Raw genomic sequence first — 16,024 nt, 5'->3', positions numbered from 1 at the left:
AAACAACCTTGATGAAATACCATTTGAGAATGAAAAACAGAAAATGAAAAATTTGTTGATTAGTGTATTGGTTGATTAGTATATTAGTAAAATTTGTCAAATATACCAGTTACAAATACACAAATATAATTAACACCAATTAAAAAATTCCTAAAAATAAGCATTTCTACAGAAAATAAAAGGTTTAATAAACTTGAAATTGATATAAATTAATGTCAACCTATGAATAGTTATAAGAACATAAAAATGATAAAATAACAAACAAAAAATATTGAAAGATAGAAAGATGATTATTAGCGCTGGAAATGAAGAAATTTTTAATTTCACTACTCCGATTGGCATAGGACTTATAGATAGTGCAATAAATCTTACAAGACTTTGTCTTTTTGATAAACCTGAATTTTTAATTTTTATTGGAAGTGCAGGTAGTTATGGGAATTTAAAAATTTTTGATATTATTGAAACTAGTACAGCTAGCAATATAGAACATTGTTTCTTAAAAAAAGAATGTTACACTCCAATAGATAATATTATAACTCTAGGAGTTTCACGTGAAACAATAGTAAACTCATCAAACTATATAACTACAAATGAAATTATTTCAAAAGCATATTTAAAATTAAATATACAAGCAGAAAATATGGAATTTTATTCTGTTTTAAAAGTTGCAAAAGAATTCAATATTCCAGTTAAAGGAATTTTTGTCATTACAAATTATTGCTATCAAAATGCACATAAAGAATATATATCAAATATAAAAAAAGCAAAAGAAAAATTAATTGAATATTTAATAGATAAAAAATATATAAAGGAAATAAAATGAAATGCTTTATAAACTATTTACCAGAAGAACTCCTTGAAATGGGAATTGAGCCAAAATTCAGAATAAAACAATTATATAACTGGGTATATAGAAAATATGTAGATGATTTTGATAAAATGACTAATCTTCCAAAAAATCTAAGAGAAACATTAAAAAAAGAATTTTATATAAACCCACTTGAACTTGTCAATCACGAAATAGCTAGTGATGGAACTGAAAAATTTTTATTTAAACTAAAAGATAATCATACTGTTGAAACAGTTCTTATTAAAATGAAAGATGAAAGAATAGAAAATGGCAAAAAAAAAGAAGCAAAATATACTGTTTGTGTTTCAACTCAAGTTGGATGTAAAGTTGGATGTGCATTTTGTTTAACTGCAAAAGGAGGATTTGTTAGAAATTTAAGCGCTGGCGAAATTGTAGCACAAGTTTGGTTTATGAAAAAGTTTAAAAATTTTGATGAGAATAAGGCATTGAATATAGTTTATATGGGAATGGGTGAACCTCTTGATAATTATGACAATTTAGTTAAGGCTATAAAAATAATAGCTCATCCTGAAGGAATGAATATCGCACCAAGAAGACAAACTATCTCAACTTCTGGTATTGCTCCAAAAATTAGAAAATTGGGTGAAGAAAAACTTGGTGTTAATTTAGCTATTTCACTCCATGCTGTTGATGATAATTTAAGAGAAGAATTAATACCATTAAATAAAGCATATAATATTCAAAGTGTAATTGATGCTGTAAGAGAGTTTCCTATAGATAAAAGAAAAAAAGTAATGTTTGAATATTTAGTTATAAAAGATGTAAATGATGATTTATCTTCTGCAAAAAAACTTATAAAATTACTAAACGGTATTCCAAGTAAAGTTAATTTAATCTACTTTAATCCATATCCAGGAAGCCCATATAAAAGACCAGATGAAGAAACTATGAAAAAATTTCAGCGTTTCTTGCTTGATAAAGGAATAACATGTACAATTAGAGAAAGTAAAGGAATTGATATCTCAGCTGCATGCGGCCAACTTAGAGAAAAAGAAATTAAGTCAATGGAAAATAAAAAATGAAAAATTAAGGATTTAAAATGGCAAGTATTAAATATCTACCAGCAGGTATTAGACTACATATTAAAGAAATTTTTTATAAACTTACAGATGATTTAACAAAATATTACTATTTTCATTTTAAAGATATCCCAACTGGTCTTAAAGCTGAAAAAATACTAAGAAATAAAAACATAAAATCCATACCAGTTCCAAATGAGATTTTTCAAGAATGTGGAGTTGCAATATTAACAAAAGAAAAAGATCAAATAAAAGAAATTCTTGTTAAAGAAAATATTGACTTTGAAATTTGGGTTTATAAAAATGGATTTAAGAAAATAGAAGGAAAAATTAAAGCTAAAAGCTGTCAATTATAAATTTTTATATCTGCTTGGTTTTTTAGTTTAGAAAAATATTCTTTTAAAATCCTATCTCTTTTTTCTTTGATTATTTTATTTGCCACTAAATTTTTAACATCTTTTAGAGACAATTCAACTTTTCCATCTTTTCTTACAATATAAAAAGTAACATAATTTGCGCCATTGTTTATAATAGGTGTAAATTCCCCTTGCTTAGTATTTTTAAATAAATACATTAAATTTAAAGGAACTTCGTTATACTCAAATACTTTAGTTTCAGTAATAATATTTTTATCACTAATTAATGGTGATTTTTTAATTTCTTCAAGTTTTTGAGGAATTTTAGAATAATATGCTACAACCTGAATATTTTTAAAAGTAGTAAATTCATTTTTATGATTTTGATAATAATTTTTTATTTCTTTATCACTAACTCTTAACTTTGAATTTACAATTTGAGAAAATAGTTTTTCTTTTAAAAGATTATCTTTAATTTGAAGTGTTAGTTTTTCTAATTCTCCTCTTTCTTTTAAAATACTTTTAAATTCAAACAAACTCATTCCATTTTTTTGAGCAATTTTTTCAAGAGTATTTTCCACATCAAATTCGTCTACACTTATTCCTCTTTTTTTTATTTCTTCTTCTAAGATTTTTTTATCTATTAAATAGTTTAAAGCTTGGATCTTATCTATTTTTAATTGATTATAAGTTTGATTAACTTCATATGATGTAATTGGTTCTCCATTTACACTTGCTACAACTTTATCAATAATTTTTGCATTTAAAAAAGAAAAAGTTATGATTATTGCTTTTATTAATTTTTTCATTAAAATCCTTTAAAAATTATCTCTAATGATTGATAGTTTTTCAATTATACATTCAAAATCCTCATCAGATATTAAACTTCTTATTTTATTATTAAATTCTATTGCAACTTTTTCAGCTTTTTTTAAATTTTCATACCCTTTTGATGTTAAAGAAATATTATAAGATTTAGCATTTATTTTATTCTTTAAAATAAACTCTTTTTTTTCAAGAGAATTTATAATTCTTGTAATATTAGCTCTATCTCTACCTAAAACTTCAGCGATTTTACTTGGCATTATTTCACCAAGTTCATCAATGAGTTTTAAAACAGCAAATTGTTCTGAGCTTAAGTCATATTTTTTTATTCTATTATTGAACTCTTTTCTCAATGTATTTAAAGTAGTAGTAAGTGCAAAACCTAAAGAGTTATCAATACTTATTTGCATTTAAATCCTTAACAACGTATTTTAAAAGAATTATACTAAAAAGAAGAGAAAAAGAAGAATTAGTTAGCTGCAGCTTCTTTTAGTGCTGCAAGTGCTGCTTCGTAATTTGGCTCTTCTGTAATTTCAGGAACAAGTTCTTTATAAGTAACTTTTCCATCTTTCCCTACTACAAAAACTGCTCTTGCACTAAGACCTCTAAGTGGTCCCTCTGCAATTAAAGTTCCATATTGAGTTGAAAAACATTTTTCTCTATAATCACTTAAAACTTGTAGATTTTCTACACCTTCAGTTGAACAAAATCTTTTTGATGCAAATGGTAAATCCATTGATACAACACATACTACTGCATTTTCAACTTTTGCTGCTTCTTCATTAAATTTTCTAGTCTCAGTCGCACATACTGGTGTGTCAAGACTAGGTACTGCTATAATAAGTTGTGCTACACCTTGAGCTCCACCAATAGTTACTTCTTCAAGTCCACTATTTGGTAAAGTTACAACTGGAGCATTATCACCTACATTCACTTGATTTCCATAAAGTGCTACATCGTTACCTTTTAATTTAGTTGTTACTGGCATATTGCCTCCTTTTTTTATTACAGTGTATCAAAAATTAACAAACCAAAAAAGAGCTTTTTTATCTTTTTTTTTATTTTGTTACAAATTGTTACATACTTTTACATAAGCTTTAAAAACTTCTTTTACCTTTCCTTTAAAATAAAGTCTATTATCTTTTAATGTAATTTCTAGCTCTTCTTTGCTCTTTGGATAAACTTTTACATTATCTTCAATCAGATTATTGTCACGAGCAACTAAAAAACTTGCGCACATTCCAGTCCCACAAGCCAAAGTCTCATCTTCAACACCTCTTTCATATGTTCTAACATAAAGCTTATTATCCCTTACCTCAGCCCAATTTACATTGGCGTTATATTTTAGCCTTAATTCTCTTGCCAAATTTTTATCAAATTTACTAATATCCTCTAAAATTACAATATGAGGTACACCTGTATCATATATTTTAAAATTCTTACCAAGATCTTTATATTCTCCTAAAAATTTATAAGGAGTTAGTTCTGATTCAACTAAATCTCCATTAACTTCTGCATTAATAACACCAGCAAGTGTTAAAAATTTCATTTTTTTAGGAGCTAATTCATTGACAAAAGCATAATGCGCTGCTGCCCTACTACCATTTCCACACATCTCAGCAATACTTCCATCAGAATTATAAAATTGCCATTCAAAATCATATTCACTATGAGGTAAAATCACTATAAGTCCATCTGCCCCTACTCCATTTTGTCTATCACAAAGGTTTCTAGCTAACTCACTTCTATCTTTTTTTAAAAATGCGTGAAAAATTACAAAATCATTTCCACTTGCAGAATATTTACTAACTGTCATTTTTATCCTTTAAAAATTTTTTTTCAAATTCATCTGCTGGAAGAGGAGGTGAATAGTAATAACCTTGAATATAATCACAACCATTTTCAAACACAAAATCTTTTTGAATTTTTGTCTCAACTCCTTCAGCAACTACTTTTAGATTCAAACTTTTTGCCAAATTTATAATAATTTTAGTAATAACTTCATCATCTTTGTTATTTGGTATATCTTTAATAAAGCTTCTATCAATTTTAAGTTTTGAAACTGGCAGTTTTTTTAAGTAGCTTAAAGATGAATAACCAGTCCCAAAATCATCAATATTTATATTTATACCAATTTGACGAATTTGTTTTAACATATTTATAGAAACTTCTGGATCTTTCATAATACTCTCTTCAGTTATTTCTATATTTAAATTGTCAGGGTTAAAATTATATTTTTCCAAAAGTCTTTTCAAATGAGTTGCAAAATCAGTTTTTTCAATTTGAAACATAGTAACATTACAAGAAATAACTCCCGGATTATAACCTCTTTCTTCCCAATTTTTGTATTGAATAATTGCTTTTTCTATCACTTGTAAATCTATTTTATCAATAATTCCAGTTTCTATTGCTATTGAAATAAACTTTCCAGGAAGAATAATTTCTCCAGTATATGGTTCTTTACCTCTAACTAACACTTCACTTCCATAAAGTTTTTCATTCTTATCAATTTGAGGTTGAAAATAAACTAAAAACTCATTATTTTCTATAAGTTTATGCAATACATTTCTTAAATACATTCTCTCCTCAGCAATTTCACTCATCTCTTTTGTAAAAAATTCAAACCTATCTTTTCCATTTTGCTTAGCTCTATACATTGCAGTATCTGCATTTTTTAATAATTCTTCTACATTAGAAGTATCAGTTGGTGCTATACTTATTCCTATACTTGTAGTTAGATGATGAATATGATTACCTATTTGTATAGGTTTTTTTATAGAGTTTAAGACTCTTTGAGCAATAGTAATCACATAATTTTTATTTTTTACATCATTTAATTGAATAACAAACTCATCTCCACCAAACCTTGCAACTATATCAGATTGTCTTACACAATTTTTAAGTCTATTTGCAACTTCCTTTAAAATTTTGTCACCATGATCATGTCCTAATGTATCATTTATTTCCTTAAATCTATCTAAGTCTATAAACATAAGTGCCACACTTTTATTATTTCTTTTTGCTAAATCTATAAAATACTCCAAACCATTTATAAAAGCTTCTTTATTATAAAGATCTGTTAAACTATCTCGTGTTGCTTTAAAATACAACCTTTCTTTTTCCTTTTTAAGTTCTTTTTCATACTGTTCAAAAATTTTTTTAACCAAATAAGCTATTAAAGCCATAACTGCCAACATTAAAACCATAACTAAAAAAGCACTATCTAATAACTTATTAGACAATTCTTTAAATAACCTTTTATGTTCCTTTTGCTTCTTAATAAGTCTTTCATCAAGAGTATCTAAATAGACTCCATTACCTATAAAAATATTAAGAGGCTTAAAGACTTTTACATAAGAAATCTTATTAATAGGTTTTTTCCCTAATGGATTATAAGCTAAGTATTTTACATATGTACCCTCAGGGTGTAATAGAGCTTCTTTAGTTAAAAGTTGTACAATTTTTACCCCATTTCTTTCAAGATTCCATCTATTAATTCTCATAAGTTTTTTATCTGGATGATAAAGAGTATTTCCATGAAAATCAAGAACAAATATATACCCTTTCTTCCCCCATCTCATTTTATCTAAAATTTGTTGCATAAGTTTTATAGTAAGCTCTTTTTGATTGGGTTTTCCTGAATTACTCTTATAAATAGCATCAATAATATTGTAAGCCAGTTCTACTCTTTGTTTTGTTGTTTTTTTTAAATTCTTCATAAATTCTTGGGTAATTACATCTTTTTTATTTTTATAGTTTTCTTGAAAAGTTATATAAGTTACAGCTATTATTATAAAAATAGTCAAAATAATTCCGATAATTGGTGTAAGAAATATTAAAATTGGTAAACGCTTAGAAAATTTATCATAAACAACTTGAGAAAAGTTTTTATATATATCTTTAATACTCAATCCTTCTCCTTATTTTAGGTGTTAAAGTATCGGAATTTCTTTAATCTTCTTAATATGATATAATCACATAAAAAAGGTAAAAAATATGATTTTAATAGCTGGTCCTTGCGTAATTGAAAGCTATGAACAAATATTAAAAATTGCTGAATATCTAAAACCATATTCTGAAAAGTATGAGTTCTACTTTAAAGCTAGTTTCGACAAAGCAAATAGAACTTCACTTAATTCATTCAGAGGTCCTGGAATTGATAAAGGACTTGAAATTTTAGCTAAAATTAAAGAAAAATTTGGATATAAGATTTTAACAGACGTACATGAAACTTGGCAAGTAGAAAAAGTAGCAGAAGTAGTGGACGTATTACAAATTCCAGCTTTTCTTTGTCGCCAAACAGATTTATTGGTAGAAGCAGCCAAAACCGATAAAATAGTAAATATTAAAAAAGGTCAGTTTATGAACCCAGCTGATATGAAATACTCTGTATTAAAAGTACTAGAAACTAGGGGCTGCAAAGAAGCAACATACAAAAATTCAAAAAAATATAAAGTATGGCTTACTGAAAGAGGTACTACTTTTGGATATGGAAACTTAGTAGTTGATATGAGAAGTTTATATATTATGAGAGAATATGCACCTGTTGTTTTTGATGCAACTCATGCTGTACAAATGCCAGGAGGAGCAGGTGGAAAAAGTAGTGGGAAAAGAGAATATGTACCAATTCTAAGCCGTGCAGCAGCAGCTGTTGGAATTGATGGATTTTTCTTTGAAACACACTATAATCCAGATGAGGCTTTAAGTGATGGACCAAATATGATAACACCAAAAACATTAGAAAATGTTTTAAAAGATATAGATTGTATAAATAGTTGTGTAAAGGAGAATAAATGAGAGTAATTGAAGGTAAACTACAACTTAATGGAAGTGAAAAAGTAGCAATAATTGCTAGTAGATTTAATCATTTAATAACAGATAGATTAATAGAAGGTGCAAAAGATGCTTTTTTAAGAAATGGTGGAAAAGAAGAAAATCTTGAATTAATATTAGTCCCAGGTGCATTTGAAATTCCATTTGCTCTAAAAAGAGCATTAAAAAAAGACTTTTACGATGGTATTGTATGTCTTGGTGCAGTAATTAGAGGTGCAACTCCGCATTTTGATTATGTAGCAGCTGAAGCTACAAAAGGAATAGCAAATACAACATTAAATTTTGATACACCTGTTACTTTTGGATTACTTACAACAGACACAATCGAACAAGCAATTGAAAGAGCAGGAACTAAAGCTGGAAATAAAGGTTTTGAAGCAATGATAGGACTTATTGAAATGATAAATCTTTATAAAGAACTTTAATAAAATAATTAAGATATAATACTAATTTAGTAAATAAACTTAAACTTATCCCTATATTCCTTATCCCATATTGTTATTTTGGGAAGTAAAGAGAAAAATATGGGATAATCTATAGTAACAAATTGATAAATAAACTTAATTTTTTAAATATATTTGTAATAAAAATTTGGAGGAAGTAATGGCAACCATAACACATGCTAGAGAATCAGTAATACAAACACTTTATGCAATAGATCAAGGAAATAATGATGCAACAAGCCAATTTGACGAACTTTTAAAAGAAAAAAAGATAAAAGGAAGTAAAGCTGAGTTTGCAAAAAAGTTACTAAATGGAGTATTAGAAAATTTAAATGAAATTGATGAAATGATAAAAGACCATTTAATAGATTGGAGCTTTGATAGACTTGACAAAGTTGACAAACAAATACTTAGACTTGGAGTATATGAACTTAAATATACAGATACTCCTTTTCAAATAGTAATAGATGAAGCAGTAAAGATTGCCAAAAACTTCTCAGAAGATAAAGCAAAAAGCTTTATTAATGGAATTCTTGATAGAATTGCAAAAGAAATTAGGGAAGATGCAAAAAAGTAACCCTTCCCTATTTTAGTAATTCTGCTTTAAACTCTTCAATAAGTTTATTTTTATCAGTTTTTACTAAGTCTTTTTCTACTAATCTAAAAATTTTATCTTTATTTTTTATTTTCTCTAATACCTCATTTGAAATAGGTTTTGGAAGTGATAAAAACACTCTTGAAGAAGGATTTTGTTCAATTAACATATCAATATCTTCTGCAACAGCTTTAATAACCTCTTTTATTATCTCATTTTCAAGATTATACCTCTCACCAATACTTCCTCTTGTAAAATCTCCTCTAAAAATACTACCACCTTTAAATTGTCCAGCATTATCACTTACAAGTTCATTAACTTTTTGATGAGCTTCAATAATATCAATTGCTGTTAAAAAGTCTAATTTAACTTCATTTGGCTTAAGACCTGCTTCAGCTTCTAATGTTCTTGGAGCTGCTTTGTATGCTTTAATTTCTCCAAAAGAAGCTACTATTACTAAATCACCTACTCTCATTTTCAATCCTTTTTTATTATTACAATAACATTATATTAAATTTTTGGTAATCTCCAACCCTTTTTATATGCAATTATTCTAATTATAGTTGAAAATAACAATATAAAAGTAATATTTAAAAAACTAACTCCAAAAACAAAAAGAAATATACCAACTAATATGGAAATACTTCCATAAAAATCTTCTTTTAATACAAAAGGAACCCTATTAATTAAAATATCTCTAAGCATTCCTCCACCAACTGCAGTTATAACTGAAGTAAATATAACTCCAAATATGTTAAATTCAGATTCGATTCCTACAATTGCCCCGGAAATTGAAAAAGAAGCAAGCCCTACTGAATCACTTAGTATAAAAATATTATTTTTCTCAAAATCATATTTGTGAATTTTGAACCAAATACCTATAACTATAACACATAAAACTATAATACCAGGTAAAGCATTTGTAAATGCAAAAATTTCTTTATTCGCAATAATATCTCTTATTATTCCTCCTCCAAGAGCTGTTAAAAATGCACTAATAGTAATCCCTAATAAATCTAGATTACTCCTAACACCTACAATAAATCCACTTATTGCAAAAGCAATTATTCCGATAATATCTGTTATTTCTAACATTTTACCCTCTGTGCATGAGTTAAGGCAACTGCAATTGCATCAGTAATATCAAGAGGTTTTATTTCCCCTTTTATTCCCAGTATTCTTTTTACCATAAATGCAACTTGATCTTTACTCGCTTTTCCATTTCCCGTAACTGCTCTTTTTACTTGAAGAGGTGTATACTCTGAAAAATTACCATGAACTTGTAAAATTCTAAGAGTTAAAGCTCCACGAAATTGAGCAAGTTTTAAAACTGTTTTTGGATTATATGCATAAAAAATATCCTCAATTGCAACATCATCTATTTTTTGCTCTAAAATAATATCAAATCCTTCAATAAGTTCAGTTAATTGATATTGAAGATCTTTTTCTTTAATTTTTATAAATCCGGCATCTATTAAATGAAGTTTTGGTTTAGTCTCAATAATTGCATATCCACATCTAATAGTTCCTGGGTCAATTCCAAGTATTCTCATTCACACTTCTTTCAAGATTTATTCACATATTATTCACAATGTGAATAACTAAAATAGACATTTAATTTTCAATATGTTAAAATATAATTCACATTATTTTTCACAAATACTTCACTATGTGAAAAAAATTTTATTCGCAAAGGAGCTAATTTTTGCTATTTGATAAAATTAAACAAGAATTGAAACGTGAAAATCAAGTGAATTATAATAAATTTATAAAAAATTTGGAATTCGATGAAGAAAATAGTGATAGTGCACGTCTTGTTATAAAAGCTCCAAATATATTTATTGCAAATTATGTAAAAAGAAAATATGCTAAAAAAATTATAGAACTTTATAAAAATGAAACTGGAATTGAAGCTGTTATTGAAATCACTACAAAAGATATAAAACCTAAAAAATACACTACAGAAGAAATTTTAACTTCCTCTCCATCAGTCCTTATTCCAGAATACACTTTTGAGAGTTTTATTGTAGGACCATCAAACCAATTTGCCTATAGCGCTGCAAAAAGTGTTGCTGAAAACCCTGGAAAAAGTTACAACCCTTTATTTATTTATGGAGGTGTTGGACTTGGAAAAACACATTTAATTCAAGCGATAGGAAACTATTTAAAAAATAAACTAAAAGTAATTTATGTAACTAGTGAACAATTTATGAATGAATTTAGAGAAAATGTTAGAAATCAAACAATGGATAGGTTTCACGAAAAATACCGAAATTGTGACTGTTTATTAATAGATGATGTACAGTTTTTCTCAGGAAAAGAACAAACGCAAGAAGAATTCTTTCATACATTTAATGAACTTTATAATCAAAAAAAACAGATATGCCTAACAGCTGATAGACCCCCTAAAAAATTACAAGACTTAGTGGACAGACTAAGAAGTCGTTTTGAAGCAGGATTAATTGCTGATATTCAACCACCAGAACTTGAAACAAAAATAGAAATTATCAAAAAAAAGTGCGAATTAAACGGAATTTATTTGCCTGATGATGTAATTGAGTTTATTGCAACTAAGCTCGATGACAATATAAGAGAAATTGAAGGTATGATAGTTAAATTAAATGCTATGGCAAAACTTCTAGGAATAACCGATATAACACTTGATTTTGCAAAACAAGCATTAAAAGAACATATAAAAGATAAAAAAGAAAACATTACTTTAGAAAATATTATTGAATTAATTGCAAAAGAATTTAATATAAAACCAAGCGAAATAACTTCAAAAAGCAGAAATCAAAATATTGTTGCAGCCAGAAGAACAGCTATTTTTCTTGCTAGAGAATTCACTAAAGAATCTACTCCAGCAATTGCAAAATATTTCGGTTTAAAAGATCATAGCGCAGTAAGTCATGCTATAAAAAGTTTTAATAAAAAATTAAAAGAAGATAATGATTTTAGAATAAAAATTGAAGAACTAAAAAGTAAAATTCAACTAAGAAAAGGTGAATAGTGTGAATAAAAAAGTTATTCACATTCACATAAAATATGTGAACTTTTCGGGACTTTTAAATAAAATTCAACTATTCACACCAATCTACTACTACCACTATAAGAATTTAAATAAAGGAGAATAAAATGTATATCAAAATTCAAAAACCAGTACTTGAAAGTATTATAAACCAAGCTTTGCCTTTTACAGAAAAAAAAGACAATACTCAAATCACATCTCATATATTAATAGATGCTGACGAAAAACTAACAATAAAAGCTACAGATAAAGAAATAGGTATAAAAATAGTAGTAGATGCAAACATAATAGAGAAAGGAAAAATAACAATTAATGGAAAAAGACTTTTTGATATTATAAAAGCATTACAAAATAAAGAATTAGAAATAAAAAATGAAAATGACACCATTATCATAACTCAAGAAACTTCAATCTACAAACTCACAAGTTTTAATGCAAGTGAATTTCCAGAATTTCCAAATCCAAATGACTTAGAAAAATTAGAAATAAAAAATGAAGAATTCTTTGATGCAATAAAAAAAGTTTTCCCAGTAATTGATACAAACAATCCAAAATATGAACTAAATGGAGCTTTATTTGATATAAATGAAAAAACAAATTTTGTATCCACTGATACAAGAAGACTAGCTGTTTATAAAAGCAATGCTAAAGGAAAAGAAATCCAAATAATTGTTCCAAAAAGAGCAATAAGTGAAATAAAAAGAATTTTCAAAGATGATATGCAAATTTTCTACGACGAAGTATATTTAATACTTAAAGATGAAAATACCCTATTTTTTACAAAACTAATAAACGGTAAATTCCCAGCTTATCAAAAAATTATACCTCAAAGTTTTAAATATGAACTAAAAATTCCTAAAAATGAATTTCTATCACATTTGAGACAAGTAAGTATTATATCAAATGAAGTAAAAATAACTATTACAAGTGAAAAAATAGAATTTGAAAGCATAAGTGATGAAACAATGCAAGCAAAAACTAGTTTTGAATATAAAAATGAAATCGAAGAATTTAAATTTGCAGTAAATAGCAAATATATTATGGATTTTCTAAACATAATAAATTCAGATGAATTCGATTTATGCTTAAATGAGCCTAATATTCCTTTTATGCTAAAAGATAAAGAATTTATCACAATAGTAATGCCTCTTAATATTTGATATAATTAGTAAAAAGTAGCTTTAAAGGAACTTAATGACAAAATATGGTGCAGAAAATATTAAAGTTTTAAAAGGACTTGAAGCTGTTAGAAAAAGACCTGGAATGTACATCGGAGATACCGGTGTAAAAGGTCTTCATCATCTAATTTATGAAGTAGTAGACAATTCAATTGATGAAGCAATGGCTGGGTATGCAAACGTTATAAAAGTAAAAGTAAATAAAGACGGAAGTGTTACTATTTCAGACAACGGAAGAGGAATACCAGTAGATATACATCCAGAAGAAAAAATACCAGCAGCTACTGTAGTTTTAACAGTTTTACATGCAGGTGGAAAATTTGACAATAAAACTTACAAAGTTTCAGGAGGACTACACGGAGTTGGTGTATCAGTTGTAAATGCTTTATCTAAAAAACTTACTATGACTATCAAAAGAGACGGAAAAATTTGGCAACAGGAATTTACAAGAGGTAAACCTATAAATGATTTAGAAGTAATAGGAAATACAAATAAAACCGGGACTACTATTGAATTTGTTCCAGATGAAGAAATTTTTGAAACTACAGAATTTAAAAGCGATATCTTAAGAAAAAGATTAAAAGAATTAGCATACCTAAATCCAAACATTACAATTCACTTTGAAAATGAAATCGATAATATTAAAGAAACTTATCATTTTGAAGGTGGAATTAAAGATTTTGTCAAAACTTTAACAAATAAAGAACATATAACTGATGTAATTTATTACAACGAACATTTTTCAGATGAAGAAAAAGCATTGGATGTTGAAGTGGCTTTATGTTACGATAGCGGGTATGATGAAAAAACATTAAGTTTTGTTAATAACATTAGAACTCCTGATGGTGGAACACATGAAAGTGGATTCAAAGCAGGACTATCTAAAGCTATCATTAATTATATTAATAAAAACATGAAGCTAAAAGAAAATATTAAAGTAACCGGAGATGATGTAAAAGAAGGCCTTAATGCAATTGTAAGTATTAAAATGAGTGAACCTCAATTTGAGGGACAAACTAAAGGTAAACTTGGTAGTAGTTATGTAAAACCTATTACTCAAAAAGTTACTTACGAATTTTTAACAAGATTTTTTGAAGAAAATCCAAATACTGCGAAATTAATAGCTGAAAAAGCAATTGCTGCTGCTAGAAGTAGGATTGCAGCAAAAAAAGCTAGAGACTTAACAAGAAAACAAAGTAAGGTCGGAGTAGGTACACTACCAGGAAAACTTGCTGATTGTCAAACAAAAAATCCTGATGAAGCAGAACTTTATTTAGTAGAGGGTGATAGTGCAGGTGGTAGTGCAAAACAAGGTAGAGATAGATATTTTCAAGCAATTTTGCCTCTTAGAGGAAAAATACTAAATACTCAAAAATCTACAGATGCTAAGGCTCTCAGCTCAGAAGAAATTAAAAATATAATTACTGCTATTGGTACCGGAATTGGTAAAGATTTTGATATAGAAAAAACAAGATACAAAAAAATTATAATTATGACTGATGCAGATGTGGATGGAAGTCATATTCAAACTCTTATTATGACATTTTTCTTTAATCATTTAAGAGAACTAATTGAGAGAGGTTATTTATATATTGCCCAACCACCGTTATATAGATACAAAAAAGGAAAAGTAGAAAAATATTTAAAAGATGATAAAGAGTTAAATGAATTTTTAATAGAACAAGGTATTAATTTTATAGAGATTGAAGTTCCAAAGCCTGAACTTAAAGAACTTCTTAAAAATGCTGCACTTTATAAATTATTACTAGAAAGACTTACAAAAAGGTTTAATATTCCAGAGGTTATAAGATATATGATTGAAAATGGGAATTTGGACGGGCTTGAAGAATATTTAAGTAAATTTGGATTTAGCATTATTTCAAAACATGATAATCACTACTATATTCAAACAAATAGAGGACTTGAGGAAATTACTATTGATGATAAACTTTTAAATCATCCTTTATTTGTTGAAGCAAAAAAAGTATATGAAAAATTAAAAGAATACAAAGATTTAGTAAAAGGTGATTATTTAGAGCTCTTGGATGAGGTTATTAGAAAAGCTAGACAAGGTGCTCATATTCAAAGGTACAAAGGTCTAGGTGAAATGAACCCAGAACAGTTATGGGATACAACAATGGACCCAGAAAATAGGGTACTTGTACAAGTTACCCTTGAAGATGCTAAGAGGGCTGCTGAAAAATTTGAGTTATTTATGGGAAGTGAAGTGGGTCCAAGACGTGAATACATTCAAGCAAATGCGAAAGAAGTTGAAAATATTGATATATAATGGAGAATGAAAAAATGGAAAGTGTAAAATTAAAATATGGCGAAAAAGAAATAGTAGAGTTTGATGTTCAAAAACTTGAAATTTGGCCTAATAAAAATAAAAAAAATTATTTAATTAAAATTACTTTACCTGAATTTATGTGTAAGTGTCCTCGTTCTGGATACCCTGATTTTGCTACTGTATATCTTGAATATATACCAGATGAGTGGGTAGTTGAACTAAAAGCTTTAAAAATTTATATTAATTCATTTATGAATCGCTATATATCTCATGAAGATAGTGCAAATGAAATTTTTGATACATTGTATAATAAACTTAAGCCAAAATATATGAAAATTGTAATGGACTTTAATCCAAGAGGAAATGTACATACTGTTATTGAGATAGATAGTGAAAAAATTCAAAAATATTCTTAATTTTTTATTTTAATTTATCTTTTTTGTTTTTTTCTACTAAACCCAACTATAGCTGCAATAATTATTTTCTAATGTTGCCATATTTAATGTAAAGCACTATAATGATAAATTTTATATGATACTTTAAATACTTGGATGGATTTGATAAAAATGTTAAAATTTAGAAAAAT

The 16,024-nt window shown here is 27.0% G+C and carries 18 protein-coding genes; 10 read left to right on the top strand and 8 right to left on the bottom strand.

Translation table 11 applies throughout. The features are described from left to right. Nucleotides 1–286: 286 nt before the first annotated feature. The 3 genes from ACYQ1U_RS07030 to ACYQ1U_RS07020 are packed head-to-tail and all read left to right on the top strand — an operon-like array spanning nt 287 to nt 2,246. The gene (locus tag ACYQ1U_RS07030; RefSeq protein ID WP_459885925.1) at nt 287–823 is read left to right on the top strand and encodes a purine-nucleoside phosphorylase; all 537 of its coding nucleotides are present in this window, start codon (nt 287–289) and stop codon (nt 821–823) included. Continuing rightward, entirely contained in the window at nt 820–1,893 is a 1,074-nt protein-coding gene (gene rlmN, locus ACYQ1U_RS07025; RefSeq protein ID WP_459885922.1) for a dual-specificity RNA methyltransferase RlmN, read from the top strand. The genes ACYQ1U_RS07030 and rlmN overlap by 4 nt, the downstream gene beginning before the upstream one ends. Nucleotides 1,894–1,910: 17 nt before the next feature. Further along, the gene (locus ACYQ1U_RS07020) at nt 1,911–2,246 is read left to right on the top strand and encodes a putative Se/S carrier protein (protein ID WP_459885919.1); all 336 of its coding nucleotides are present in this window, start codon (nt 1,911–1,913) and stop codon (nt 2,244–2,246) included. Here the strand turns inward: ACYQ1U_RS07020 and ACYQ1U_RS07015 are convergent. From ACYQ1U_RS07015 to ACYQ1U_RS06995, 5 genes are all read right to left on the bottom strand, one after another. Then, the gene (locus ACYQ1U_RS07015; RefSeq protein ID WP_459885916.1) at nt 2,237–3,055 is read right to left on the bottom strand and encodes a peptidylprolyl isomerase; all 819 of its coding nucleotides are present in this window, start codon (nt 3,053–3,055) and stop codon (nt 2,237–2,239) included. The two genes, ACYQ1U_RS07020 and ACYQ1U_RS07015, sit on opposite strands and share 10 nt — an antisense overlap. Nucleotides 3,056–3,064: 9 nt before the next feature. Then, on the bottom strand, nt 3,065–3,481 hold the full coding sequence (locus ACYQ1U_RS07010) for a MarR family winged helix-turn-helix transcriptional regulator (protein WP_459885913.1): 417 nt from the start codon (nt 3,479–3,481) through the stop codon (nt 3,065–3,067). A 59-nt stretch (nt 3,482–3,540) separates the two neighbouring features. Then, complete coding sequence (tpx, locus tag ACYQ1U_RS07005) at nt 3,541–4,059, bottom strand: thiol peroxidase (protein ID WP_459885910.1); 519 nt, start codon at nt 4,057–4,059, stop codon at nt 3,541–3,543. Between the two features lie 78 nt (nt 4,060–4,137). Continuing rightward, the gene (gene dapF, locus ACYQ1U_RS07000) at nt 4,138–4,887 is read right to left on the bottom strand and encodes a diaminopimelate epimerase (protein WP_459885908.1); all 750 of its coding nucleotides are present in this window, start codon (nt 4,885–4,887) and stop codon (nt 4,138–4,140) included. Next, the gene (locus ACYQ1U_RS06995; RefSeq protein ID WP_459885904.1) at nt 4,877–6,982 is read right to left on the bottom strand and encodes a bifunctional diguanylate cyclase/phosphodiesterase; all 2,106 of its coding nucleotides are present in this window, start codon (nt 6,980–6,982) and stop codon (nt 4,877–4,879) included. Before ACYQ1U_RS06995 ends, dapF begins: the two co-directional genes overlap by 11 nt. 67 nt (nt 6,983–7,049) lie before the next feature. On the opposite strand from ACYQ1U_RS06995, the gene kdsA reads away from it, so the two are divergent. The 3 genes from kdsA (at nt 7,050) to nusB (ending at nt 8,924) form a co-directional block, all read left to right on the top strand. Then, entirely contained in the window at nt 7,050–7,868 is an 819-nt protein-coding gene (kdsA, locus tag ACYQ1U_RS06990) for a 3-deoxy-8-phosphooctulonate synthase (protein ID WP_459886425.1), read from the top strand. Further along, nucleotides 7,865–8,329, top strand: a complete 465-nt coding sequence (gene ribH, locus ACYQ1U_RS06985) for a 6,7-dimethyl-8-ribityllumazine synthase (RefSeq protein WP_459885901.1) — start codon at nt 7,865–7,867, stop codon at nt 8,327–8,329. Before kdsA ends, ribH begins: the two co-directional genes overlap by 4 nt. Nucleotides 8,330–8,507: 178 nt before the next feature. Then, entirely contained in the window at nt 8,508–8,924 is a 417-nt protein-coding gene (gene nusB, locus ACYQ1U_RS06980) for a transcription antitermination factor NusB (RefSeq protein WP_459885898.1), read from the top strand. Nucleotides 8,925–8,931: 7 nt separating this feature from the next. On the opposite strand, the gene ACYQ1U_RS06975 is transcribed toward nusB, so the two are convergent. Genes ACYQ1U_RS06975 through ruvC form a run of 3 tightly spaced genes read right to left on the bottom strand, consistent with a single transcriptional unit; the run spans nt 8,932 to nt 10,495 of the window. Beyond that, nucleotides 8,932–9,417, bottom strand: a complete 486-nt coding sequence (locus ACYQ1U_RS06975) for a host attachment protein (RefSeq protein WP_459885895.1) — start codon at nt 9,415–9,417, stop codon at nt 8,932–8,934. Nucleotides 9,418–9,452: 35 nt separating this feature from the next. After that, complete coding sequence (locus ACYQ1U_RS06970; RefSeq protein ID WP_459885892.1) at nt 9,453–10,037, bottom strand: trimeric intracellular cation channel family protein; 585 nt, start codon at nt 10,035–10,037, stop codon at nt 9,453–9,455. Next, nucleotides 10,031–10,495: a crossover junction endodeoxyribonuclease RuvC gene (gene ruvC / locus ACYQ1U_RS06965; RefSeq protein WP_459885889.1), complete on the bottom strand. Its 465-nt coding sequence runs from the start codon at nt 10,493–10,495 to the stop codon at nt 10,031–10,033. Before ruvC ends, ACYQ1U_RS06970 begins: the two co-directional genes overlap by 7 nt. Before the next feature lie 152 nt (nt 10,496–10,647). On the opposite strand from ruvC, the gene dnaA reads away from it, so the two are divergent. From dnaA to queF, 4 genes are all read left to right on the top strand, one after another. Next, a complete protein-coding gene (dnaA, locus tag ACYQ1U_RS06960) occupies nt 10,648–11,952 on the top strand; it encodes a chromosomal replication initiator protein DnaA (RefSeq protein WP_459885886.1) in 1,305 nt (434 codons plus the stop codon). Nucleotides 11,953–12,077: 125 nt separating this feature from the next. After that, the gene (gene dnaN / locus ACYQ1U_RS06955) at nt 12,078–13,130 is read left to right on the top strand and encodes a DNA polymerase III subunit beta (RefSeq protein ID WP_459885883.1); all 1,053 of its coding nucleotides are present in this window, start codon (nt 12,078–12,080) and stop codon (nt 13,128–13,130) included. A gap of 34 nt (nt 13,131–13,164) precedes the next feature. Next, nucleotides 13,165–15,438, top strand: a complete 2,274-nt coding sequence (gene gyrB, locus ACYQ1U_RS06950; RefSeq protein ID WP_459885881.1) for a DNA topoisomerase (ATP-hydrolyzing) subunit B — start codon at nt 13,165–13,167, stop codon at nt 15,436–15,438. A 14-nt stretch (nt 15,439–15,452) separates the two neighbouring features. Further along, nucleotides 15,453–15,854: a preQ(1) synthase gene (queF, locus tag ACYQ1U_RS06945; RefSeq protein ID WP_459886422.1), complete on the top strand. Its 402-nt coding sequence runs from the start codon at nt 15,453–15,455 to the stop codon at nt 15,852–15,854. Nucleotides 15,855–16,024: the final 170 nt, after the last annotated feature.

This window comes from Caminibacter profundus, from assembly GCF_054657155.1.
This window is presented reverse-complemented; position numbering and strand designations above follow the sequence as displayed.